This is a genomic window from Bacillus sp. FSL H8-0534, from assembly GCF_038005885.1.
Lineage (GTDB): Bacteria > Bacillota > Bacilli > Bacillales > Bacillaceae_G > Bacillus_A > Bacillus_A pseudomycoides.
In genome coordinates, this window is record NZ_JBBOUC010000001.1 from 2,563,639 (window position 1) to 2,588,958 (window position 25,320).

General features: G+C 39.1%; 16 protein-coding genes, 16 tRNA genes and 3 rRNA genes. 1 reads left to right on the forward strand and 34 read right to left on the reverse strand.

Annotation, left to right across the window (positions count from 1 at the left end; genetic code table 11):
- Positions 1-590: 590 nt before the first annotated feature.
- From MHH71_RS13145 to MHH71_RS13290, 30 genes are all read right to left on the reverse strand, one after another.
- The gene (locus MHH71_RS13145) at positions 591-2,150 is read right to left on the reverse strand and encodes a flotillin family protein (protein ID WP_006093447.1); all 1,560 of its coding nucleotides are present in this window, start codon (positions 2,148-2,150) and stop codon (positions 591-593) included.
- Between the two features lie 12 nt (positions 2,151-2,162).
- Positions 2,163-2,711 (reverse strand): hypothetical protein, encoded by a 549-nt coding sequence (locus MHH71_RS13150; RefSeq protein WP_006093446.1) that lies wholly within the window; start codon positions 2,709-2,711, stop codon positions 2,163-2,165.
- A gap of 311 nt (positions 2,712-3,022) precedes the next feature.
- Positions 3,023-4,198, reverse strand: a complete 1,176-nt coding sequence (yhbH, locus tag MHH71_RS13155) for a sporulation protein YhbH (RefSeq protein WP_006093445.1) — start codon at positions 4,196-4,198, stop codon at positions 3,023-3,025.
- 679 nt (positions 4,199-4,877) lie between these two features.
- On the reverse strand, positions 4,878-6,773 hold the full coding sequence (locus MHH71_RS13160; RefSeq protein WP_006093443.1) for a PrkA family serine protein kinase: 1,896 nt from the start codon (positions 6,771-6,773) through the stop codon (positions 4,878-4,880).
- A 403-nt stretch (positions 6,774-7,176) separates the two neighbouring features.
- Positions 7,177-7,665, reverse strand: a complete 489-nt coding sequence (trmL, locus tag MHH71_RS13165; RefSeq protein WP_003195070.1) for a tRNA (uridine(34)/cytosine(34)/5-carboxymethylaminomethyluridine(34)-2'-O)-methyltransferase TrmL — start codon at positions 7,663-7,665, stop codon at positions 7,177-7,179.
- A 58-nt stretch (positions 7,666-7,723) separates the two neighbouring features.
- Positions 7,724-8,611, reverse strand: a complete 888-nt coding sequence (locus MHH71_RS13170; protein ID WP_006093442.1) for an amidase domain-containing protein — start codon at positions 8,609-8,611, stop codon at positions 7,724-7,726.
- A 46-nt stretch (positions 8,612-8,657) separates the two neighbouring features.
- On the reverse strand, positions 8,658-9,800 hold the full coding sequence (queG, locus tag MHH71_RS13175) for a tRNA epoxyqueuosine(34) reductase QueG (protein WP_006093441.1): 1,143 nt from the start codon (positions 9,798-9,800) through the stop codon (positions 8,658-8,660).
- Between the two features lie 209 nt (positions 9,801-10,009).
- Positions 10,010-10,083 (reverse strand) — tRNA-Gly (locus MHH71_RS13180).
- Between the two features lie 111 nt (positions 10,084-10,194).
- Positions 10,195-10,848 carry a DsbA family protein gene (locus MHH71_RS13185; protein ID WP_033798601.1) on the reverse strand — a complete coding sequence of 218 codons (654 nt, stop codon included), beginning with the start codon at positions 10,846-10,848 and terminating at the stop codon, positions 10,195-10,197.
- Positions 10,849-11,039: 191 nt separating this feature from the next.
- A complete protein-coding gene (locus MHH71_RS13190) occupies positions 11,040-11,816 on the reverse strand; it encodes a transglycosylase domain-containing protein (RefSeq protein ID WP_006093439.1) in 777 nt (258 codons plus the stop codon).
- A 1,000-nt stretch (positions 11,817-12,816) separates the two neighbouring features.
- Complete coding sequence (locus tag MHH71_RS13195; protein WP_003205196.1) at positions 12,817-13,536, reverse strand: YebC/PmpR family DNA-binding transcriptional regulator; 720 nt, start codon at positions 13,534-13,536, stop codon at positions 12,817-12,819.
- An 838-nt stretch (positions 13,537-14,374) separates the two neighbouring features.
- The gene (locus MHH71_RS13200; RefSeq protein WP_033798599.1) at positions 14,375-15,181 is read right to left on the reverse strand and encodes a C1 family peptidase; all 807 of its coding nucleotides are present in this window, start codon (positions 15,179-15,181) and stop codon (positions 14,375-14,377) included.
- 652 nt (positions 15,182-15,833) lie between these two features.
- A tRNA-Leu gene (locus tag MHH71_RS13205) sits at positions 15,834-15,915 on the reverse strand.
- 10 nt (positions 15,916-15,925) lie between these two features.
- Positions 15,926-15,996: transfer RNA gene (locus MHH71_RS13210), tRNA-Cys, on the reverse strand.
- A gap of 14 nt (positions 15,997-16,010) precedes the next feature.
- Positions 16,011-16,085 (reverse strand) — tRNA-Gly (locus tag MHH71_RS13215).
- A gap of 5 nt (positions 16,086-16,090) precedes the next feature.
- Positions 16,091-16,165, reverse strand: a tRNA-Gln gene (locus MHH71_RS13220).
- 65 nt (positions 16,166-16,230) lie between these two features.
- A tRNA-His gene (locus MHH71_RS13225) sits at positions 16,231-16,306 on the reverse strand.
- 12 nt (positions 16,307-16,318) lie between these two features.
- Positions 16,319-16,392: transfer RNA gene (locus tag MHH71_RS13230), tRNA-Trp, on the reverse strand.
- 14 nt (positions 16,393-16,406) lie between these two features.
- A tRNA-Tyr gene (locus tag MHH71_RS13235) sits at positions 16,407-16,490 on the reverse strand.
- Positions 16,491-16,500: 10 nt separating this feature from the next.
- Positions 16,501-16,576, reverse strand: a tRNA-Thr gene (locus MHH71_RS13240).
- Positions 16,577-16,590: 14 nt separating this feature from the next.
- Positions 16,591-16,666: transfer RNA gene (locus tag MHH71_RS13245), tRNA-Phe, on the reverse strand.
- Positions 16,667-16,675: 9 nt separating this feature from the next.
- Positions 16,676-16,751, reverse strand: a tRNA-Asp gene (locus MHH71_RS13250).
- Positions 16,752-16,754: 3 nt separating this feature from the next.
- Positions 16,755-16,831 (reverse strand) — tRNA-Met (locus MHH71_RS13255).
- A 24-nt stretch (positions 16,832-16,855) separates the two neighbouring features.
- A tRNA-Val gene (locus MHH71_RS13260) sits at positions 16,856-16,931 on the reverse strand.
- A gap of 5 nt (positions 16,932-16,936) precedes the next feature.
- Positions 16,937-17,011, reverse strand: a tRNA-Glu gene (locus MHH71_RS13265).
- 10 nt (positions 17,012-17,021) lie between these two features.
- Positions 17,022-17,113, reverse strand: a tRNA-Ser gene (locus tag MHH71_RS13270).
- A gap of 5 nt (positions 17,114-17,118) precedes the next feature.
- Positions 17,119-17,193 (reverse strand) — tRNA-Asn (locus tag MHH71_RS13275).
- 9 nt (positions 17,194-17,202) lie between these two features.
- A 5S ribosomal RNA gene (gene rrf, locus MHH71_RS13280) occupies positions 17,203-17,318 on the reverse strand.
- A 102-nt stretch (positions 17,319-17,420) separates the two neighbouring features.
- A 23S ribosomal RNA gene (locus MHH71_RS13285) occupies positions 17,421-20,342 on the reverse strand.
- Between the two features lie 145 nt (positions 20,343-20,487).
- Positions 20,488-22,039: ribosomal RNA gene (locus MHH71_RS13290) — 16S ribosomal RNA — on the reverse strand.
- The 16S, 23S and 5S rRNA genes sit together here with 15 tRNA genes alongside, the layout of an rRNA operon.
- A 342-nt stretch (positions 22,040-22,381) precedes the next feature.
- Here MHH71_RS13290 and MHH71_RS13295 point away from each other — a divergent pair.
- Positions 22,382-22,738 carry a YgzB family protein gene (locus tag MHH71_RS13295; protein WP_016113001.1) on the forward strand — a complete coding sequence of 119 codons (357 nt, stop codon included), beginning with the start codon at positions 22,382-22,384 and terminating at the stop codon, positions 22,736-22,738.
- 63 nt (positions 22,739-22,801) lie between these two features.
- Here the strand turns inward: MHH71_RS13295 and perR are convergent, their stop codons facing one another.
- From perR to MHH71_RS13315, 4 genes are all read right to left on the reverse strand, one after another.
- Positions 22,802-23,230, reverse strand: a complete 429-nt coding sequence (gene perR / locus MHH71_RS13300; protein ID WP_018768004.1) for a peroxide-responsive transcriptional repressor PerR — start codon at positions 23,228-23,230, stop codon at positions 22,802-22,804.
- 318 nt (positions 23,231-23,548) lie between these two features.
- Positions 23,549-24,004 carry a thioredoxin-dependent thiol peroxidase gene (gene bcp / locus MHH71_RS13305; RefSeq protein ID WP_003194937.1) on the reverse strand — a complete coding sequence of 152 codons (456 nt, stop codon included), beginning with the start codon at positions 24,002-24,004 and terminating at the stop codon, positions 23,549-23,551.
- Positions 24,005-24,049: 45 nt separating this feature from the next.
- Entirely contained in the window at positions 24,050-24,454 is a 405-nt protein-coding gene (locus tag MHH71_RS13310; protein ID WP_016112998.1) for a potassium channel family protein, read from the reverse strand.
- 76 nt (positions 24,455-24,530) lie between these two features.
- The gene (locus MHH71_RS13315; RefSeq protein ID WP_018782728.1) at positions 24,531-25,316 is read right to left on the reverse strand and encodes an ABC transporter permease; all 786 of its coding nucleotides are present in this window, start codon (positions 25,314-25,316) and stop codon (positions 24,531-24,533) included.
- Between the last annotated feature and the right edge of the window lie 4 nt (positions 25,317-25,320).

Genomic DNA, 25,320 nt, shown 5'->3' on the forward strand with positions numbered 1-25,320 from the left:
AATAACATAATTGTATGCAGCAGAAAAGATATCTTTAGCCTTGATATTATTCAATTTCTTTATTTTTAGGAATCAATCTCGTTGTTCCTATAATGTCTTTTTATATGAATACGTTACAATTAGTTACTGATATAATGAAATATTGCTACATTTACTCAATTACTAACACCTCCTATCACCGGAATATAGATAGATTTAATCAAAAATTGATTATACTGGGGTTACTTCTTTGTTCTTCATCTTCATCTGAATCTTTATTTGAATTTGCCAATCATATATGGGCATTATTTCTTTCCAAAGCATTAGGTGGTATGAGTGCGGCATGTATGATGCTAGCGAGATTCTGGTGCAAGAAATTTATAAAACCTTGACATACTGATACTATCAATCTAAAAAAGGACATGATCAGTATGAAAAAGAAAAATTGATTTACAGAATCAACCTGCCCAAACTAGAAAGAATTCATCCATCAATTGTTTGCACTTATATCATCAAATATAATTCCGCTAGAAATATATGCGCTATATTCTCTTTTATTTTCGCTTTGCATTAGAGCCTAAAAAGGCCCCTAATGCTAGAGGCCTTCTTCGTTATTTTTCACTTTTCTCGTTTTCTTCCACTACTTGCACAACAGGCTTCTCACTCACCACCTGCTGCACAGCACCTTTTCCAGCAAAACTTTCTAATAGTTCTTTTAAATCAATACCAGAAGAAGCTTTTAATGTTTCTTGCATCGTTGCCATTAGATCAGTCGCATATCCTGCCACTTTTCCAGCTCCGCTGTTTTTTCCACCGCCGCCTGTATCCACAACAGTAATCTTATCAATGTTACTAAGTGGGCTTGCAATTTCTTTTGCGTAGCTTGGAAGCATTTTAAGAACCATATCCATAATTGCCGCTTGCCCATATAATTCGAACGCTTCCGCAATTTTTTGCTTCGCTTCCGCTTCTGCTAAACCTTTTAATCGGATAACATCCGCTTCCGCTGTACCTTGCGCTTTTTGAACTTCTGCTTTTGCTTGCCCTTGTGCCTTTTCAATTTCGGCTTTTGCTAAACCTTCTACACGCACCTCTTCCGCACGTGCTCTTGCTTCTGCTTCAATCTTATATTGATCTGCATCTGCTTTTTTCATTTGTTTTACTTTTTCCGCTTCCGCTGATTGTTCAACTGCATAACGATCTGCATCTGCTTTCTTCTTTACTTCCGCGTCGTATTGTTTTTCACGACGTGCAATTTCTTTTTCTTCTAATTCAATTTGCTTTTCACGCTCAATGATTTTAACGCGCATTTGCTCTTCTGTAACACCTTGTTGTGCTTTTGCTTGTTGTAATTCATAAGAAAGGTCCGCATCGGCACGTGCTTGCTCTTGCTCTCTCTTATATGATTGTACTTTTAATTCTTTATGCTTTTCAGCCTCTGCAATTTGTGCATCGCGTTGATATTCAGCTTCTTTTGCTTCTTTCTCCGCACGAGCTTTTTCAATACGTGCTTCTTTTTCACGCTCTGCATTCGCAATTGTTGCATCACGTTTCACTGTTGCGATTTGCGGTTGACCTAAAGCATCTAAATAACCATTTTTATCCATGATTTCTTTAATCGTAAAGGAGACAATACGAAGCCCCATCTTCTTCAAATCTGTCGAAGCAACTTCATGTACTTTTTGTGCAAATTGCTCTCTATTACTATAAGCATCCTCCACTGTCATTGAAGATAAGATAGCACGTAAATGGCCTTCTAATACTTCTTTCGCTTCAACTTTTAACTCTTCCGTTTCTTTCCCTAAATATTGTTCAGCTGCTGTAGATACTTCTTCAATTGTTGAACCTACTTTAATAATAGAAACACCATTTACCGTAACTGGCACCCCTTGCTTTGTATACGTATCACGTGTTCCAACTTCTAATTTATAGTTTAATAAACTAAGAAGTTCCGCTCGTTGCATAATTGGTACAACAAATGTACCACCACCACGAATAATTTTAATTTTTTTACCATCATCTGTTGTGACAACGTTTTTCCCGCCACCAAGCCAGTTTCCTGTTACAATCAGCGCCTCATCAGGACCAACTGTACGGTATTTTGTGATAAACACCAAAATAAGTAAAAGTAAGATTGCGAGTAATATACCACCGATAATTAATGGAATCATTCAAATTCCCCCTTATAACTTTGGTTTTTTTAAAGAATAAGCGATGTTCTGTACAAGCAAAACACCATCTTGAACTTCCTCAATAATGACCTCGGTTCCTTGTAAAATATCTTTCTTTCCAATTGTCTTAGCTGGTATCGCATTACTTCCAAATTGCGAAGAAACTAATACTTCTCCAAATCCTTCTTTCGGGATGGTAATAATCACTTCTCCTTTGCATCCAACAAATTCAGCCATACGTTGCACTGTATTTTGTTCAGCTTCTGCAATTGGTTTTAAAATCAATATTTTCATTAGGAAAACTCCAATAAAAGATATGCCGAAAGAAAGACTAAAAATAACAATACTATTCCAAGTAAATAAATACTCTCCTATATAACTAAAACCACAAAGCATGGCAAAGAAACTGAGCAGCAACGTTACAATAGATGTAGATCCACCTCCGAAGCTACATATGGATTCAAATATATCTCCAAAAAAGATATAAATAACAGTAAGTACGGTAGCAATAATAAATCCATATAAATAAATTGTCTCAAGCGGATAACCCAACAATGTCATGCCTTATCCCCCTTTCATCATTACCTCTCTCTTTGTTATATGTATGCCTCACCTCTTTCAAAAATTATTTTTCCTAATTTTCAGTTATTTATTCTTTTAAAAAAAACCTGTACGACAGGCTGCTTAAAAAAGAACAGGAGGAGCCTATGGTGACAGGCTCCTCCTAGAAAATAACCGTTATATTGTATATTTATATAATATACTATTTTACATAAAAAGTAAAGTTATATAAATATTTCTACTTCGATTTTTTCCCTTTTATTACACATGAATGAATATTCTATTATATAAAAAACCCCTTAAAAAAGGGGCTACGCCATTTTCTCACCTGATTCTTCTCTAAAAAAGCTCTTCATTGCATGAAACACATCAGCTTTCTGCTTTAAAATATAGTATCTGAAATTCTCATCTTTAATATTTTTATAGGCTGACATAAGCGTACTGTGACGATTGTACTGGTTTACTTCCCCATACCCAAACATATTACATACCTTCATCAATTCTTGCACAAACTTCACACACCGAGCATTATCTGATGTTAAGTTATCTCCATCTGAAAAATGAAATGGATAAATATTATAGCGTTCCGGTGAATACTTGCCATCTATAAGCTCAAGTGCTTTTCTATAAACAGAGGAACAGATTGTTCCACCACTTTCTCCTTTTGAGAAAAACTCTTCTTCTGTCACGACCTTCGCTTCTGTGTGATGTGCAATAAACTCTATATCTACCGTTTCGTACTTTGTACGTAAGAATCTTGTCATCCAAAAGAAGAAACTACGCGCCATATACTTCTCCCAAATCCCCATAGATCCGCTCGTATCCATCATTGCTAATACAACAGCTTTGGAATCTGGCTTCAACACTTCATTCCATGTTCGGAACTTCAAATCTTCTTGACGAATTGGATGAAAAGCTGGCTTTCCATTCATCGCATTTCGTTTGTAAGCTGAGATCATCGTCCGTTTTTTATCAATATTTCCCCACAATCCTGTTTTTCTAATGTCATTAAATTCAATATGTTCAATACGATTTTCATCCATTTCTTTCCGCTTTAAATTAGGCAGCTCCAACTCTTTAAAAAATGCTTGCTCTAATTCTAAAATTGATACTTCTGCTTCATAATAATCTTCTCCAGCTGCATCCCCTGCACCTTGCCCTTTTCCTGGTCCTTTTTGCTTTTGACCACCTGCCCCATCTCTTGCAACCACATCGCCAACTTTACTATCACCAGTTCCTTGCCCAACATGTTTATTCTTATCGTAGTTATATCTAATTTTATATTCATCTAAAGACCGAATTGGTATTTTTACAACGTCCCTACCATTAGACATCACGATATTTTCTTCTGTCACAAGGTCTGGTAAGTTATTCTTAATTGCCTCTTGTACCTTTTCTTGATGGCGTTGTTGATCGTCATGTCCTTTGCGATGGAGGGACCAGTTTTCCTGTGAAATTGTATAATTTGGTTGATTTTCTTCGCCCATCTTTTTCCCTCCTTACTGTAATTTCCCTTATTTTCTCTAATAAACAGTAATATACAAATTTAAGGTTATGATGTAGCAACAAGAATAGTTAAAAAGTATCTGTTCATTAGAACTTACTTTTTCCATAATCATAAGGCACCCATAGCTTTTTTACGTATTGCTCCGAACTTCCTTAACAAAAACTTTGGCATTCATTTTAAATTGAAACTTCTTTAGCTGATAAGAAAGAAACACAATTCATTGTTGCACACTTTTCCACTCTGCAACATATTGTATTGTGTTGGCTTTTTCTGTATGAATGATTGGTTACTCTATCATATGCGTATTGTAAAAATAATTGACAATAAATTCATGAAATTGCACCTTAATTTATTATATTTGGACAAGTCTCCAGGAAACATTCACTATATAAATACAGATTGAAAAACCAATACAGCACCTACTTTTTAGGTAGAAGAGAGCATCCGACCATGCACAGTAGCGGTCAATGCCTTTTTTAGCCCCATTCCACGTGAAAACAAAGGGAGAAAATAAGTGGAGATTTCCTTTTGTTTTCATAGCCGCGACTTATATGTCGAAAAATCGAAATGAATTTATATAGTAAAGTTCCATTACTTCAATCAGATAGATACAAAAACGCTGCCTCTGCTTTCATTAGAGACAGCGTTTTATTATCAAGCTATCGATTCAACAAGCTACCTACATAGCGAAGCAATTCATTTGCTGATGAAGAGTTATATCCATGTTCATCGATTAAGCGTGCTACAACATCATTAATTTTCTTCAGCTGATTTTCATCTGGTGTTTTCGTAGATGTTGTAATTTTCACAACATCTTTCAAATCAGCAAATAATTTTTTCTGGATTGCTTCGCGAAGGCGTTCATGTGAGTTATAATCAAAACGTTTTCCTTTACGAGCATAAGCAGAAATGCGTATTAAAATTTCTTCTCGGAACGCTTTCTTTGCATTTTCTGAAATACCAATTTGCTCTTCAATAGAACGCATCAGCTTTTCATCTGGACTCATTTCTTCACCTGTTAATGGATCACGTAATTTTGATTTATTGCAATATGCCTCAACGTTATCTAAGTAATTATCCATAAGCGTCTTAGCTGATTCTTCATACGAATACACGAATGCTTTTTGTACTTCTTTCTTAGCAATTTCATCGTACTCTTTCCGTGCTAATGAAATGAAATTCATATAGCGCTCCCGATCTTCATTACTAATAGATGGATGTTGATCTAACCCATCTTTTAATGAACGTAACACATCAAGCGCATTAATCGATGGTACTTCTTTTCTAATAATAGTAGAAGAAATACGGTTAATGACATAACGCGGATCAATACCACTCATACCTTCATCCTGATATTCACGCTGCAATTCCTCTACATCAATTGCATTGTAACCTTCTACCATTTCTCCGTCATATAAACGCATCTTTTTAATTAAATCAATATCTGGGCGCTTCGGATCCTTCAAGCGTGTTAAAATCGTGAACATTGCTGCGACGCGAAGTGTGTGCGGCGCAATGTGTACATTGGCAACATCGCTTTCATGAATCATCTTTTCATAAATATGTTCTTCTTCACTCACTCGTAAATTATATGGAACCGGCATTACAATAATCCTTGAATGTAACGCCTCATTCTTCTTGTTAGAAATAAAGGAGCGATACTCTGTTTCATTCGTGTGGGCTACAATTAATTCATCTGCTGAAATAAGTGCAAATCTCCCCGCTTTGAAATTCCCCTCTTGTGTAAGAGATAATAGATGCCATAAAAATTTCTCATCACATTTTAACATCTCCTGAAATTCCATCATACCACGGTTTGCTTTATTTAACTCTCCATCAAAACGGTATGCACGTGGATCTGACTCTGAACCATATTCTGCAATTGTAGAAAAATCAATACTCCCTGTTAAATCTGCAATATCCTGTGATTTTGGATCTGAAGGACTAAATGTACCAATTCCTGTCCGGCGATCTTCCGAGAAGAAAATACGTTCTACAATTACATCTTCAATTCTTCCACCATATTCTTTTTCTAAACGCATCACATTTAATGGTGACAAATTCCCTTCAATTCTTACCCTATATTCATCGTAAAAGTCATCACGTAAATGATGTGGTATTAAATGAAGAGGATCTTCATGCATCGGGCAACCTTTTATCGCAAAAATAGCTCCTCGATCTGTACGCGAGTATGTCTCTAATCCCCGTTTTAACATAGTGACTAACGTTGATTTCCCACCACTAACTGGTCCCATTAATAATAAAATCCGTTTTCTAACATCTAAACGTTTCGCAGACGGATGAAAATATTCTTCCACAAGACGCTCTAATGCTTCTTCTAATCCAAATAGCTGATTGCTAAAAAAATTATATTTTTTTCTACCCTCTACTTCTTCAATGCCAGCATCTTTAATCATATTGTAAATGCGAGAGTGTGCAGTTTGAGCCACCCATGGTCGTTCTTTAACAAGCTCCAAATATTCCGCAAACGTACCTTCCCATTGTAAACGTTCTTCTGCTTCTCGATGCTGTTCAATTTTCTTTAGAATATCCATTATAGCTCCTCCCCCATCTCCTTGTTCAATCGGATTATTATAAAAGGTATGCGAGGATGTCCTTAAACATTCTTTAAATCAAAATGAAATCTTCTACAAACATTATAAATTTCACCCCAAAGTTAAAAGAAAATTCGGTATAATAAAAATACTAGGGAACTTGTTCTCCATTCTTACAGGATATATCTTCTTTACTTCCATAGAATCTACATAAACTTCAGATCAAAATTATTTTAAATAAAATATGAAGAAGGAGGTCTCACATGAAATTATTATTAATTTTAGGTGTCTCACTTACATTTCTTACTGCAATTTTCACTTCAGGATATAATGATAAACCAGGTACAAACAAAAAGTGATGGGCCTAAGCCCATCACTTTTTGTCTGCTATTACATTTAAATTTTAATATACAATCTCTAAATCTAAACCTGGATAATTTTGTTGGCGGAATGCCTCATAAATTAAAATCGCTGCTGTATTAGATAAATTTAAAGAACGTACTTTGTCAGTCATTGGAATACGTAAACAATGATCGAAGTTTTCTTCAATTACGTTTGCTGGCAATCCGTTTGTTTCTCTTCCAAATACAAAATAATAATCTTTCTCTACCTTACTATAATCAAACGCTGTATGTGCTTTTTCACCATACTTTGTTAAATAGAAGAATTCACCGTCTTTATTTTTTTCATAAAACTCTTCAATCGAATCATAATACGTAATTTTTACGTGCTGCCAGTAGTCAAGACCGGCACGTTTTAACATTTTATCATCCGTTGAAAATCCAAGTGGTCGAATTAAATGTAATTCTGTTCCAGTGGCTGCACAAGTACGTGCAATGTTCCCTGTATTTGCTGGAATTTCTGGTTGATATAAAACAACATGTACTCCCACGTTATATTCACCTCAATCTTTTGTCTACTACGTATTATACCACTTGAGTGAAAAATCTCTACCCATTAATAATATGAAAAAATTTATATTTCATTTGTGGTGTATATTTACTGGAATCTTCATAATTCCAATAACGCCTGCGGCTATTAGCAGAATGGGCATTTACAAGCGGCATGCCGTCCGCATCTTTGGCTACAACTATTGTTGTATGATTCCATCTACCATCATCTTCAAAATCATAAACAATTACATCACCAAGTAGAAGGTCTTCCGGATTTTCTACCGCTTTAGCACGAAGTCCTGTTGTAGCTCCTGATAAATACCAATAAAATGAATGAGCAACTGCCCAGCTCCAGCTCCACTGATTCTCCCTTTGCCACCATCCTTTACGAATGTTAGGATACCCAGTCATTGGTGTTTCACCAATATGCAGACACTGTGAAATAAAATTCGTACAATTATCAGGAAAATTACGATACGCCGGGTTTCGATCATCCCACCAACGCTCCGCATATTTGACAGCTTCTAAGCGATTATATTGATACGAATCATACTTTCCTTTCGTTATCTCACGCTCTAACGTTTCCCCTTGGACCTTTTCTTCTTTCACTGCAATATCTTTATCTTCTACAATACGCCCATCTTTCAGATAAACACGCCGTTCTAATTGTTCTTCTTCCATGTAGAATAATTCATGATGATGAACTAAATACTTCAAATGAACTTGATAATCTACTTCTTGATATTGCTTACTATTCAATTGTCTTATAAAAGATACGTCTGCTGTTGCTTTTACAATTTCAGCATCACGTTTTTGAAACAAATTTCTTTTTCGTTGTAACACTTGTAGTAAATCAGCAGGAATCTTATCGACACCTACACGTTTATTTGTAATATAAGCTAAAAATTGTTGCATCTGTTGTTCAAGCTGTTTCTTTACCAACATAGGCCTCTCCCTCCATATTACACAATATGAAAAAAAGAGGCATTATCTACTGTTTTTTCTCAGCTAACATTTCAAGACCGCGATTCATTTCATGAAGAACTTCTTCATCCTTTTCACGCTCCATTGCCTTTTCAATCGATTCTCCTACACCTTCACCACCGATTTTTCCTAGAGCCCATGCTGCTGTACCACGAATTACAGGTCTTGGATCCTCTTTCATAACACCAATTAAATCAGGAATTGCTGTGGTTTCCTTGAAATGAGCAAGGGCTAAAATTGCATTTCGTTGCAATGGTTTTTTCCCGCGCCATGATCCAGACATAATGCCATATTTTTCTTTGAAATCCCGATTACTTATCGTTAATAATGGAGTTAATAAAGGTTTAACAAGCTCTGGATCTGGCTCCATTTCTAGATGGTTATGAAAGTCCTTCCCTCTGTTCTTTGGACAAACTGTTTGACACGTATCACAGCCGTAAATACGATTTCCAATTTTATCTCGATATTCTTCTGGGAGAAACCCTTTTGTTTGCGTTAAAAAAGCAATACATTTTTTTGAATCTAATTGTCCTCCCTGTACAAGTGCACCAGTTGGACAAATATCAATACACTTTGTACAACTTCCGCACTGATCTTCTATTGGTTGATCCGGCGGAAATGGTACGTTCGTAATCATTTCACCTAAATACACATAGGAGCCAAATTCTGGCGTAATAATAGAACAGTTTTTACCGCTCCATCCAATACCAGCACGCTCCGAAACAGCGCGATCGCTCAACTCTCCCGTATCCACCATTGATCTCACTTCTATATCAGGAAGCTTCTCAATTAAATACGCCTCTAATTTTTGCAGGCGATCCCGCAAAACAAGATGATAATCTTGTCCCCAAGAAGCACGGCAAAAAATACCACGTCTTTCTCCTCGTTTACTTAACGGTGCATTTTTCAACTTTGATGGATACGCTAATGCAATTGCAATAATGGATTTTGCTCCTGGCAATAGTAACTGTGGATTCGTTCTTTTTTCAATATCAGGTTCTTCAAATCCAGACTGATAATTTAATTGTTGCTGCTGAATTAAACGCTGTTTTAATTCTTCAAATGGTGAGGCACTCGCAAAGCCTATTTTATCTATTCCAATTGTTTTACTATATGCTATAACATCTTGCTTTAATTGCTCAAAATTCATGCTTTGCCTCCTTCTACGATGAATACATATCCTCATCAAACAAGTAATCACCTACTGATGGTTAGCAATCCACTTCGTAATCATAGTCCTTAATTCTATTTTCGCATAAAATCTTCATTTCCAAACATTAAAAAACGCAATGCCTCGTTTATCTTAGAAACGAAACACTGCGTTGATCACAATTTATTATGAGAATATGAAATAATATCTGGAGCGGGTGAAGAGAATCGAACTCTCGACCAGAGCTTGGAAGGCTCTTGTTTTACCACTAAACTACACCCGCAAATATGAAAAAACATAAGATATTGAAATAACTTATGTAAAATAGTATAGCATGTAATAAAAGCCCAAGCAAGAATTTTATCGAAAAAAGTCGAAAAGTGATGAATAATCATCACTTTTTCAATTCTTTATCGATTGCCTTTTTCATACTATCATAATCAGGATTTGAAAGATTCCCATTTACATATATTGAAGGAGCACCTTGTACTTTTAATTTTTGTGCACGATCGGAATCCTTACGTACTTTGTCTTGGGTTTCTTTGCTATGTAAATCTTTTTTAAACTGTTCTATATTAACTTTCGGAAGTTTTTCCTTCACTGTATTAAGAAGCAGTTCTTCTGTAATCCATTCTTCAGTATCTTTCTTCTGAATTTGATAAATTTCATCATAGAATGTCCAGAAAGATTCTGGGTCTTGTTTATAAATCGCCTCACCAGCCGCTGCACCTAAATTAGAATCTTTTCCAATAAACGGAAAATTAATGAAATAAAACTGAACTTTCCCTTTATTAATATACTCCTCTTTTAAACGAGGTAATACTGTCGTATCCCAAGTTCGACAAGCTGGACATTTAAAATCCCCAAATTCAACAACCTTAACGGGTGCATCTTCCTTACCTAAAGATTGCTGCGTGGAATAAGCAAACATTTCATTCCCTTTATCTTTTTTGTCATTTATGATACTGTACGCAACTGTTCCAATTACAATTAACACTGCAATAGAAAAAACAATACCAAGAGCCATGATTTTATTTGATGATTTCATATACATTCCTCTTTAAATTCATATTCTGTATACATTGTTGTACACATTACACATGATATCAATACTTTTATACATCATGCAATGAACACGCTCACATAATTTTCAAAAATACAACAAATGTGTCAATATTGTGTCTCTTCTTTGGCAGTCTTATTCAAAAAAAAGTGAAGTTCCCCTATGGAACTTCACTTTTAACTTACCGCTTTTTCACGAGCTACTTTTTGCAATGAATGCTGAGTTGGAATGTCATGACGAATTACTAATTTTTCACTAATTGCTTGCACATATTCATCATGACTAATATATCCTTCTCGTTCCATTAATTTCAAAACGACATTTCGTCTTTCTACTGCTTTGTCATAATTTTGAGCAGGGGAATAATAAGCAGGAGCTTTCACAACAGCAGCCATCATTGCACTCTCACTTAATGTTAATTGATTTACCGTTTTGCCAAAGTATAGCTTGGATGCTTTTTCAATCCCCCATGCACCTTCTCCGTAATAAATATTGCTTACATATAATTTTAAAATCTCATCTTTAGTAAATGTTCGCTCAATTTTTTTTGTATAAAAAACTTCCTTCCATTTACGAGAAAATGTACGTTCATTAGATAAAAAAGCATTTTTGGAAAGCTGCTGTGTAATTGTACTTCCACCTTGTACAACACCACCAGCTTTTATATTTTCAATAGAAGCTCGGACAATTGCTATATAGTCTAAGCCGTTATGGTGATAAAACCTTTTATCTTCTGTCGCAATAAATGCGTGAGCCAGAGATTCTGGTACCTCTAATTTAGCAGGTACATGTAGCTTACTAATATCACTTCTTTCAATCATTACATTTCCGATAAATAATAATGTACAACTCAGTAGTAATAATAAAATAATAGCTTTATAAAGAAACTTTGTAATTGGATTGAATGAAACTTTTTGATGATAGTTGACTCTAGACAGTACTCGTTCTTTCATTATGCACACCTCTTTTCCTTACACCATATATAATCCTTACATTAAGAATACCGTTTTTTAAAACAATCTCCAATCGATTTCTCTTACACCTACCTTACAATGTTGTAAGTTATAGAATACATATTCTAGCAGAAAAAATGGTAAGCTTCTATATACATCGAAATTAAAAAACAACATCCCCCCCCTTCTTTTTAGATGGAAGAGAGAATCTGGCCATGTATAGAATCGGTCAGTGCCTTTTTTGGCCCCATACCACGTGAAAACAAAGGGAGCAAATGAGTGGAGATCCTCTTTTGTTTTCATAGCCACGACTTATATGTCGGAAAATCAAAATGGATATATATATTCAGATGAATTGCTTTAAAATCACATATCCATCCTTCTTCTATTATATCACCTGGCATATTTTTAGTTTTAGTTAGTTCCCTCCTAACATTTTTTCTACAGTATTTCTAAAAAATTAATATAACAGTCCAATTGGAACAATATAGATATAATACCAAACGAACGTTCTTATAATCAATATGTATTTACTATGTATACTTTTTATCTTATTACTTTACCTAATTTCACCGATTAAACATCATACTAGACATTTTTACTTACACAATATAAGCAAAAAAGGACGATTGATTTGATGATATCTCAAATCACTTGCCCTTTTGAAATTAATAATAGATGAAATAATCTATTATCTCCCTATCAAATCATAAGGATCTATTTTCCATGTTTCATATGGAATGAAATTCTTTGCTTTTATGGCATCAAGTGTTCTCGACTTCATATGTGGGCGTGTTATATATTTTATGTAAGCAGAAACAGCAACAATATGCTTAGGGGTTGTATATTCCATCATCCAGCTTCCAAAGAATATTAGTTTTATTTTAAAATCAATATAATTTAATTTCCAACAAGCATTTCGAGAATCCTTTTTAATCTACAAACAATCCAAAAAAAGAGGCCTTTTGTTCTAAATAACAAAAGGTCTCTTTTTTAGATATTATTCACCCAAATCAACATTGTGATAAACTTGTTGAACATCTTCTAAATCTTCTAATGCATCAATCATTTTTTCAAATTGCACTTGTGCATCTTCTGGAAGTGTTAAATCATTTTGTGCAAGCATTGTTAGCTCAGCAACTGTAAATTCAGTAATACCAGCATCCTTAAGCGCTGCTTGTACCGAATGGAACTGATCAGGTTCAGCATAAACGATAACCGCTTCCTCTTCTTCTAGAATATCACGCGCGTCTACATCTGCTTCCATTAAAATTTCAAGCACTTCATCTGCTGTTTTTCCTTCAAGCCCAATAACAGCAGTTGCATCAAACATATATGCTACGGATCCATTTACGCCCATATTACCACTATTTTTACTAAACGCAGCTCGTACATCCGCTGCAGTACGATTCACGTTATTTGTAAGTGTATCTACAATTACCATAGATCCATTTGGTCCGAATCCTTCATAACGAAGCTCGTCGTAATTTTCTTCAGAACCACCTTTTGCTTTTTCAATCGCACGATCAATGATTGTTCTTGGTACATTGTATGTTTTTGCACGTTCTAATACGACTCTCAACGTTTGATTTGATTCTGGATCTGGCTCACCTTGTTTTGCAGCCACATAAATCTCACGTCCAAATTTCGCATATATACGGCTTGTATTTGCATCTTTTGATGCTTTTTTGTCTTTAATATTATTCCATTTACGGCCCATACTGTTCCACTCTCTTTCACGTTTAAATCTACATAAAAATATTAATATGAAATACAATGTTTATTCAACACTTTTTCAAAATAAATACAAAAAGTTCATTATTGATTCGCATTACTGACATAATATAAATCAATATAATTTCGTTCATTCACCAAATTATATTATACCTTAAATTCATAATTCATTACGAATTTAACACTCAAATAACATGATTTTACAGTGTAAATACAAAAAGCCTCCTAAAATGGAAGCCTACTTTTACAACCCATTATTTTGGTTCTGAAAGGTCTCCAGATTTCGTTAATGATCTAGCAATTCCATCTCCAAATTTATTTAATACAAAGTGTGTTTCCTCATAATGCGCATGATTTGGTTCATCGAACTCTCGGACTCACTGCCGATTAAAATGCACGGTTTTAATGCGTGGTGCGAACGGTGAGAATTGCTCGTAGTGTTAACTTTTGTTCAGCTAGTACCGATAACGGAATGACTGATACTATAAGAGTTTTTCTTTGTGTTTATAGCAATACGTAAATAAGACCGCCTCTTTTACAAGAACGGTCGTACAAAAAACATTTGCTGGAGGTTGCTACAAATAGCTTAAGATATCTTCTTTAGTTATTGTGGACAAGAATTTTTACGTTTATTCGCAAAAACAGCAGGCAACTGATTAAGTCCCCCGCTACGTTCTTGCACGACACGGAAGAGAGAGCGCCCCGTTTTGAAAGAGTGAAGCCGAAGGAAAATCGGCTTGCAGATAGTATACGCAATACAAAAAAAGATTATTCAAAGAGGAGGAATTAGAATAATCTTTTTATCCTCCTTCCTTATTCTGAAATTAGCGTCCGGTCCACATATCCTGTACAATTCCGTTTTGGAATAATTCATATGGAAAATAACAATACCCTTCATCTCCCCATTCTGTCCCCCAGCTGTTTCGAATAATCACAACTTTTTTATCATCATCATACCCAACAGCACATACAGCATGTCCTGCTGGTTGTCCATCTTCTATAATTACATCATCAGTCCCTGAGATAGGTACGATTCCAGTTTTTCTTACCTCATCAGAATGATAAAAGGCATTTGTAACTAGAAAACCAAGAACTACTGGAAGTCCATGCGCCAGTGCAGATTTTAATCGTGGTAAATCTTGCACACGACTATATTGCCCAATCCGATAAAGTAATGCATCATTATCCGATTTCGAGGATGGTGTATCACGAAAATGCTCTATTTGGTAAGGGTAATCTTTCTCAGGACAGACTCCCAGCTTTTCAAGTACACTCATCCCATCTCGCAAAATAGCTCCATTATCATTTTGAATGTCTCCCTCTATTTTTCGTTCATGATAATACAGATATAAGCGCGATAATAGAACAAATGGGCGTCCCGATTGTTTTAAGAGATACTCACGTAATCCGGATACAATAGCGTTTGCTGTACAAGAACCAAGTTGACCTTGATCTACAACATCTGACATTCGCTCTCGAAGATCCACTTGAGTTGGAAGATCCTCCTCATTACTAAAAAGATAACTTTGAAACATTCTATCTCGTAAATCGATAGGGTCTTTCCTCACATTTAGGTATTTAACAATATCATTATTACTAGTAAGGCTAAGAATTGATTCTTTTGAATTCATATTTAAACATTCGTCCTTTCCTTATAGACAAAGTCATTCAATATATATCCTTAACATATACATTGGAAAATATGTATTCTATAACAGAGAGTCTTGGTTATACTTTGACTTCCTCGTATAAAAAAAACGAGTAAAGCCAACGAGAATGGTGGTCACTTACTATAATTAAACGCGGGGCTCCGTAGGATTTTCTACTTTATTACGCATATATAAAATGACGTTTTCTTTACTATGTTCCTCTGTGACGTTATACAACTTTAAATTTATACTGTCGATACCTTGCTCACGTAAATGGTTTAGGCAGATACTTCCTTACGATAAAGCCCAATCGTATGAGGCCTTAAATTACGTAACTCACAATTCTTCGTAAAAATACTTAGCGCATCCTCAAACGTTTCTACGTACGACTTTTTACTTTTGTGAACAACAAGATAATTCGCGATCATTTAACACGTTCCTTCGTCTTACCACAACTACACCTCCACACTCAGCGTAAACGATTTGCTCGCACGCTTCGAGTTAATATAGTCATCTAAGAATTCAACGTCTATAAACGCAAAAAAAGCACTCCTTACCGCAGTAAGAAGCGCTTAATATGTACGATATAATCAATCCGAAGACAAATAAAAAAGACGATTACTCGTCTTTTTGATACCGATGGTCGGGGTCGAACCGACACTCCCGAAGGAACACGATTTTGAGTCGTGCGCGTCTGCCAATTCCGCCACATCGGCATAATGAGAAAGGCGGCAACCGGATTCGAACCGGTGGTAAAGGTTTTGCAGACCTCTGCCTTACCACTTGGCTATGCCGCCATATTAAATTACTTTGGAGCGGAAGACGGGATTCGAACCCGCGACCCCAACCTTGGCAAGGTTGTATTCTACCACTGAACTACTTCCGCAAAAATGGCTGGGCTAGCTGGATTCGAACCAGCGCATGACGGAGTCAAAGTCCGTTGCCTTACCGCTTGGCTATAGCCCACCGAAGTTTTAATTCATTATATGCAAGTATTAACTACTTTATTTACAAATATTAAAAAATAAAAATGGGGCGACTGATGGGAATCGAACCCACGAATGCCGGAGCCACAATCCGGTGCGTTAACCACTTCGCCACAACCGCCATGTTGTGTTTTGGCAGGGGTAGTAGGAATTGAACCCACACTGGAGGTTTTGGAGACCTCTGTTCTACCTTTAAACTATACCCCTATATAAAATGTAAATGGTGGAGGGGGGCAGATTCGAACTGCCGAACCCGAAGGAGCGGATTTACAGTCCGCCGCGTTTAGCCACTTCGCTACCCCTCCGAAACTTACATGGTGCCGGCTAGAGGACTTGAACCCCCAACCTACTGATTACAAGTCAGTTGCTCTACCAATTGAGCTAAGCCGGCATATTTAGTTAAAATGGTGGCTCGGGACGGAATCGAACCGCCGACACGAGGATTTTCAGTCCTCTGCTCTACCGACTGAGCTACCGAGCCAGAAATAAATGGCGGTCCCGACCGGGGTCGAACCGGCGATCTCCTGCGTGACAGGCAGGCATGTTAACCACTACACCACGGGACCATTTGGTTGCGGGGACAGGATTTGAACCTGCGACCTTCGGGTTATGAGCCCGACGAGCTACCGAACTGCTCCACCCCGCGACAATACTATTCATATGTTATATATGGTGGAGGATGACGGGATCGAACCGCCGACCCCCTGCTTGTAAGGCAGGTGCTCTCCCAGCTGAGCTAATCCTCCAAAAGTGGTGACCCGTACGGGATTCGAACCCGTGTTACCGCCGTGAAAGGGCGGTGTCTTAACCACTTGACCAACGGGCCAAAAATATTATGGCGGAGAGCAAGGGATTCGAACCCTTGATACGCTTGTGACGTATACACGATTTCCAATCGTGCTCCTTCGGCCAACTCGGACAGCTCTCCAATCATGGCTCCGCAGGTAGGAATCGAACCTACGACCGATCGGTTAACAGCCGATAGCTCTACCGCTGAGCTACTGCGGAATGATATTAGCCTGGCAACGTCCTACTCTCACAGGGGCAAGGCCCCAACTACCATCGGCGCTAGAGAGCTTAACTTCCGTGTTCGGTATGGGAACGGGTGTGACCTCTCTGCCATCATTACCAGACTATATTCACTTGAGACAAACACTATTATACTTAATTGATTAAAAAAGTCAATAAGTTTTTTTATGTTCTCTCAAAACTAGATAACATTTGCTTCATATTATATGGTTAAGTCCTCGATCTATTAGTATTCGTCAGCTCCACATGTCACCATGCTTCCACCTCGAACCTATCAACCTGATCATCTTTCAGGGATCTTACTAGCTTACGCTATGGGAAATCTCATCTTGAGGGGGGCTTCATGCTTAGATGCTTTCAGCACTTATCCCTTCCGCACATAGCTACCCAGCTATGCCCTTGGCAGAACAACTGGTACACCAGCGGTGCGTCCATCCCGGTCCTCTCGTACTAAGGACAGCTCCTCTCAAATTTCCTACGCCCACGACGGATAGGGACCGAACTGTCTCACGACGTTCTGAACCCAGCTCGCGTACCGCTTTAATGGGCGAACAGCCCAACCCTTGGGACCGACTACAGCCCCAGGATGCGATGAGCCGACATCGAGGTGCCAAACCTCCCCGTCGATGTGGACTCTTGGGGGAGATAAGCCTGTTATCCCCGGGGTAGCTTTTATCCGTTGAGCGATGGCCCTTCCATGCGGAACCACCGGATCACTAAGCCCGACTTTCGTCCCTGCTCGACTTGTAGGTCTCGCAGTCAAGCTCCCTTATGCCTTTGCACTCTACGAATGATTTCCAACCATTCTGAGGGAACCTTTGGGCGCCTCCGTTACACTTTAGGAGGCGACCGCCCCAGTCAAACTGCCCACCTGACACTGTCTCCCGGGTCGATAAGACCCGTAGGTTAGAATTTCAATACAGTCAGGGCGGTATCCCACCAGCGCCTCCACCGAAGCTAGCGCTCCGGCTTCAAAGGCTCCCGCCTATCCTGTACAAACTGTACCAAAATTCAATATCAGGCTACAGTAAAGCTCCACGGGGTCTTTCCGTCCTGTCGCGGGTAACCTGCATCTTCACAGGTACTATAATTTCACCGAGTCTCTGGTTGAGACAGTGCCCAAATCGTTACACCTTTCGTGCGGGTCGGAACTTACCCGACAAGGAATTTCGCTACCTTAGGACCGTTATAGTTACGGCCGCCGTTTACTGGGGCTTCAGTTCAGAGCTTCGCTTACGCTAACCCCTCTCCTTAACCTTCCAGCACCGGGCAGGTGTCAGCCCCTATACTTCGCCTTACGGCTTCGCAGAGACCTGTGTTTTTGCTAAACAGTCGCTTGGGCCTATTCACTGCGGCTTTCCGTTAAGAAAGCACCCCTTCTCCCGAAGTTACGGGGTCATTTTGCCGAGTTCCTTAACCAGAGTTCTCTCGCACACCTTAGGATTCTCTCCTCGCCTACCTGTGTCGGTTTGCGGTACAGGCACCTTTTATCTCGCTAGAAGCTTTTCTTGGCAGCGGGGAATCAAAGACTTCGCTCCATAAGGAGCTTCCCCATCACAGCTCAGCCTTCACGATAAGCGGATTTGCCTACTTATCAGCCTAACTGCTTGGACGTGCACAACCAATCGCACGCTTCTTCTATCCTTCTGCGTCCCTCCATTGCTCAAACGATAAAGAGGTGGTACAGGAATATCAACCTGTTGTCCATCGCCTACGCCTGTCGGCCTCGGCTTAGGTCCTGACTAACCCTGAGCGGACGAGCCTTCCTCAGGAAACCTTAGGCATTCGGTGGACGGGATTCTCACCCGTCTTTCGCTACTCATACCGGCATTCTCACTTCTAAGCGCTCCACCAGTCCTTACGGTCTGACTTCACTGCCCTTAGAACGCTCCCCTACCACTGATACCATAGGTATCAATTCGCAGCTTCGGTGGTGTATTTAGCCCCGGTACATTTTCGGCGCAGAGTCACTCGACTAGTGAGCTATTACGCACTCTTTAAATGGTGGCTGCTTCTAAGCCAACATCCTAGTTGTCTAAGCAACTCCACATCCTTTTCCACTTAATACACACTTTGGGACCTTAGCTGGCGATCTGGGCTGTTTCCCTCTTGACTACGGATCTTATCACTCGCAGTCTGACTCCTAAGGATAAGTCATTGGCATTCGGAGTTTGACTGAATTCGGTAATCCGATGAGGACCCCTAGTTCAATCAGTGCTCTACCTCCAAGACTCTTACACTTAAGGCTAGCCCTAAAGCTATTTCGGGGAGAACCAGCTATCTCCAGGTTCGATTGGAATTTCTCCGCTACCCACACCTCATCCCCGCACTTTTCAACGTGCGTGGGTTCGGGCCTCCATTCAGTGTTACCTGAACTTCACCCTGGACATGGGTAGATCACCTGGTTTCGGGTCTACGACCACGTACTAAACGCCCTATTCAGACTCGCTTTCGCTACGGCTCCGCCTCTTCAGCTTAACCTCGCACGGGATCGTAACTCGCCGGTTCATTCTACAAAAGGCACGCCATCACCCATTAACGGGCTCTGACTATTTGTAGGCACACGGTTTCAGGATCTCTTTCACTCCCCTTCCGGGGTGCTTTTCACCTTTCCCTCACGGTACTGGTTCACTATCGATCACTAGGTAGTATTTAGCCTTGGGAGATGGTCCTCCCAGATTCCGACGGAATTTCACGTGTTCCGCCGTACTCAGGATACATTCAAGAGAGAACGAAGTTTCGACTACGGGGTTGTTACCCTCTATGACGAGCCTTTCCAGGCTGCTTCGTCTACCTCGTTCCTTTGTAACTCCGTATAGAATGTCCTACAACCCCAAGAGGCAAGCCTCTTGGTTTGGGCTAGATTCCGTTTCGCTCGCCGCTACTCAGGAAATCGCATTTGCTTTCTCTTCCTCCAGGTACTTAGATGTTTCAGTTCCCTGGGTCTGTCTTCCTTACCCTATGTATTCAGGTAAGGATACCATACCATTACGTATGGTGGGTTTCCCCATTCGGAAATCTTCGGATCAAAGCTTACTTACAGCTCCCCGAAGCATATCGGCGTTAGTCCCGTCCTTCATCGACTCCTAGTGTCAAGGCATCCACCGTGCGCCCTTTCTAACTTAACCAAACTAAAATTAAAAAATATGAGCTACACTGTTATCTAGTTTTCAAAGAACATACATTTATTTCTGAGAGATAGTTCTCTCAAAACTGAACAAAACGAAACACGGAAACTTATATTGATGAACAGCGTTCATCAATTCTCCATAGAAAGGAGGTGATCCAGCCGCACCTTCCGATACGGCTACCTTGTTACGACTTCACCCCAATCATCTGTCCCACCTTAGGCGGCTGGCTCCAAAAAGGTTACCCCACCGACTTCGGGTGTTACAAACTCTCGTGGTGTGACGGGCGGTGTGTACAAGGCCCGGGAACGTATTCACCGCGGCATGCTGATCCGCGATTACTAGCGATTCCAGCTTCATGTAGGCGAGTTGCAGCCTACAATCCGAACTGAGAACGGTTTTATGAGATTAGCTCCACCTCGCGGTCTTGCAGCTCTTTGTACCGTCCATTGTAGCACGTGTGTAGCCCAGGTCATAAGGGGCATGATGATTTGACGTCATCCCCACCTTCCTCCGGTTTGTCACCGGCAGTCACCTTAGAGTGCCCAACTTAATGATGGCAACTAAGATCAAGGGTTGCGCTCGTTGCGGGACTTAACCCAACATCTCACGACACGAGCTGACGACAACCATGCACCACCTGTCACTCTGCCCCCGAAGGGGAAGCCCTATCTCTAGGGTTGTCAGAGGATGTCAAGACCTGGTAAGGTTCTTCGCGTTGCTTCGAATTAAACCACATGCTCCACCGCTTGTGCGGGCCCCCGTCAATTCCTTTGAGTTTCAGCCTTGCGGCCGTACTCCCCAGGCGGAGTGCTTAATGCGTTAACTTCAGCACTAAAGGGCGGAAACCCTCTAACACTTAGCACTCATCGTTTACGGCGTGGACTACCAGGGTATCTAATCCTGTTTGCTCCCCACGCTTTCGCGCCTCAGTGTCAGTTACAGACCAGAAAGTCGCCTTCGCCACTGGTGTTCCTCCATATCTCTACGCATTTCACCGCTACACATGGAATTCCACTTTCCTCTTCTGCACTCAAGTCTCCCAGTTTCCAATGACCCTCCACGGTTGAGCCGTGGGCTTTCACATCAGACTTAAGAAACCACCTGCGCGCGCTTTACGCCCAATAATTCCGGATAACGCTTGCCACCTACGTATTACCGCGGCTGCTGGCACGTAGTTAGCCGTGGCTTTCTGGTTAGGTACCGTCAAGGTGCCAGCTTATTCAACTAGCACTTGTTCTTCCCTAACAACAGAGTTTTACGACCCGAAAGCCTTCATCACTCACGCGGCGTTGCTCCGTCAGACTTTCGTCCATTGCGGAAGATTCCCTACTGCTGCCTCCCGTAGGAGTCTGGGCCGTGTCTCAGTCCCAGTGTGGCCGATCACCCTCTCAGGTCGGCTACGCATCGTTGCCTTGGTGAGCCGTTACCTCACCAACTAGCTAATGCGACGCGGGTCCATCCATAAGTGACAGCCGAAGCCGCCTTTGAATTTCGCACCATGCGGTGCAAAATGTTATCCGGTATTAGCCCCGGTTTCCCGGAGTTATCCCAGTCTTATGGGCAGGTTACCCACGTGTTACTCACCCGTCCGCCGCTAACTTCATAAGAGCAAGCTCTTAATCCATTCGCTCGACTTGCATGTATTAGGCACGCCGCCAGCGTTCATCCTGAGCCAGGATCAAACTCTCCAATAAAGTTAGTTTGTCTAGCATCTAAAATAAAAATTGACGTTTCACGTTGTTTGTTTCGTTCAGTTTTCAAAGAACTCGTTTGTCGCTCAATGGCGACTCCCTTATGTTAACACCTTCATTTTTCCATGTCAACTAAGTTTTTTAATTTCTTTTTTTCGCTTTCTGCCGTTTCGCATCAGCGACGGTTATTAATATATCATGCAGTTTATACATGGTCAATACTTTTCATAAAAAAATTTCACATCCCGTTTATTTCTTTTTTTCATCATTTTAACAAACCCCACTTCTTTTAAATCAAAAATTCAAAATTTTATGTTATATTATTCCTATAGGAGCGTGATGGGAATGGGGATTAAATATTCGAACAAAATCAATAAAATTCGAACCTTTGCATTAAGTTTAGTATTTATCGGACTCTTCATTGCATACTTAGGCGTATTTTTTCGCGAAAATATTATTATTATGACCATTTTTATGATGGTTGGCTTTTTAGCAGTTATCGCTAGCACCGTCGTTTACTTTTGGATTGGTATGTTATCTACAAAAACCGTACAAATCATTTGCCCAAGTTGTAACAAACCTACCAAAATGCTCGGCCGAGTAGACGCATGTATGCATTGCAATCAACCCTTAACGCTTGATCGTAATTTAGAAGGAAAAGAGTTTGATGAGAGGTATAATAAAAAGAGCTATAAAGCATAAAATGGAGTTTATATAATAAAGAAAGAGGTCAACGTAACCGTTGACCTCTTTCTTTATTATATATTACGCCTTATGACATTCTGGACATACGCCATAAATCTCTAAACGATGACTATTAATAACAAAGCCGGTTGCTTTCACAGCTTCATCTTCAAGTTTTTCCAAACCTCCATAAGGAAAATCAACAATCTTACCACACTTTTCACAAATTACATGGTAATGCTGACTTGTAACATAATCAAATCTACTTGAAGCGTCTCCATAAGTTAATTCCTTAACAAGCCCAACTTCTTTAAATACACGTAAGTTATTATAAACAGTTGCAACGCTCATATTTGGAAACTTACCTTCTAACGCTTTATAAATTTCATCCGCTGTTGGGTGCGTCATAGATTCCACAAGGTACTCTAAAATAGCATGACGCTGTGGAGTAATGCGTACACCCGTATTTTTCAGCATTTCTAGCGCTTCTTTTAATTCTTCTTTGACCACCGTCATGCACCCCGATTCTATACGGATTATTATTTTATAATTCTTATAAAGAGTGTACTCCTTTTCTTGTCAATCGTCAATATTTCTACTATAACTGTGTAGTTTATTTTTCATCTAACCTTATTCTTATGTATATTTGTCCTTCCTTTATACATTTACATAGAAAAAAGTGCGAAATAATCGCACTTGGAATACTATCATCTGAGGAGGTATGCCCTACCCTCTTAATGTATGAAACATCAGCACAAGTGTATAGACATATGCCTCATAGTAATTACATCATAATAAATTCCCTTCAGTTCTTGCTTATGCAGAACCTTAATCTAAATAAGAAAGGATGTCTTCGATATGCCCTTTCACTTTTACTTTACGCCATTCTTTTACTAGTTCACCATCTTTATTAATAAGAAACGTAGATCTTTCAATTCCCATGTACTCTTTTCCGAAATTCTTTTTCAGCTTCCATACATCATATAGTTCCGCCACTTTATGATCTTCATCTACTAAAAGTAAGAATGGCAAATCATGCTTTTCAATAAATTTTAAATGTCTATTCACTGGATCTGGACTTATACCAAGTATAACCGTATCTTTTTCTTGAAATAATCCGTATGCATCTCGGAAATCACACGCTTCTGTTGTACAGCCTGGTGTCATATCTTTCGGATAAAAATATAGTGCTACATTTTTCCCGTGAAAGTCCGATAGCTTAACCTGCTCTCCGTTACTTCCTTCTAGTGTAAAATCCGGTGCCATTTCTCCTACTGCGACCATCTTTATCACTCCTTGTCTTTTCCTTCTACTATAACAAATGTTATCTCATTTTTCATTGTCTATCACTGTTCGAACTACGAATGCAAACGGCAATGTATATCCAATCAACGCTTCAATAATTGCAATCCAGCGTCCGATTCCAACAGGAGTTACATCACCATATCCAACAGATAATAAAGTAACCGCACTAAAATATAAGCATACTTCTACCAGTTGGAAAGAATGGACAGTTAAACTTTCTCCGTCTTCTCTTAAGACGGCAAATCCACTTTCCTCTAATACAACATAACTTAATCCAAATGCGATAAGCACCGTTGTGTAAATTAGAAATAATGAAGTTAGGTTATACAAGGAAAAGAAACGCTTCGAATCTGAGTATGAGCTCCATAATATTTGAATACTCCTTAACACAGCAATGGCTGAAATTAATAAAATAAGTCCCCATAACATGTCCTCCACCTCATCCTATATGTATGAGGACAAAGAACAATTTATCCCACAGTAGATGAAACTTGTATATCTGTCGTTAGTTTCCCGCACCGCGGTATTTCTTCACTCCAAAATTCCAAAGCGTGATTGCAATTGTAAAACAAATTACACCAACAAACGGTGTCGCAAACGCATAACTGTTCCATTCTGTCTTTCTAAGAAAATACGCCGCTGGATATACACCAACAAATGCAAATGGTAAGACAAACGTTAAAACAAACCGGATCACACGGTTATAAATATTTACAGGATATCGCCCATAATTCCCAATGTTATACATCAATGGCATAATAGAGCTTTTTGCATCTGACCAAAAGCCAATACTTGCAAGTGTCACAAATATCCCGCCATATACAAGGGCACCTCCAGCTACCATGAACAAGAAAAGAAAGAAATCGTACCAATAAAAGGATAATTGAAGCTGCACTGACGCATATCCCATTACAATAATCCCAGTAACTGCACCAATCAAAGACTCCAGTTCCATTCGCTCTAATATAATTTGGAATAAACTATGAATCGGTCTTGTTAAAACACGATCCATTTCTCCCTTAATAATGTATCGATCATTAAAATCCCATATATTAAAGAAAGCAGAAAAGATAGCAAATGGTACTAAGAAAAAGCCATAAATAAAAATAACTTCTTCTCGGCTCCATCCCTTTAATGCTTGTGTATGTCCGAAAACAACAAGAATAAAAATTAAGTTAACAGCTTGGAGTAGTAAATCAGATAATAATCCAACGATAAAATCGCCGCGATACTCTAGTTTAGTTTTTATATATTGGCTTGCATATTGCAAAAACAGTTTTATATACAGCATCTCA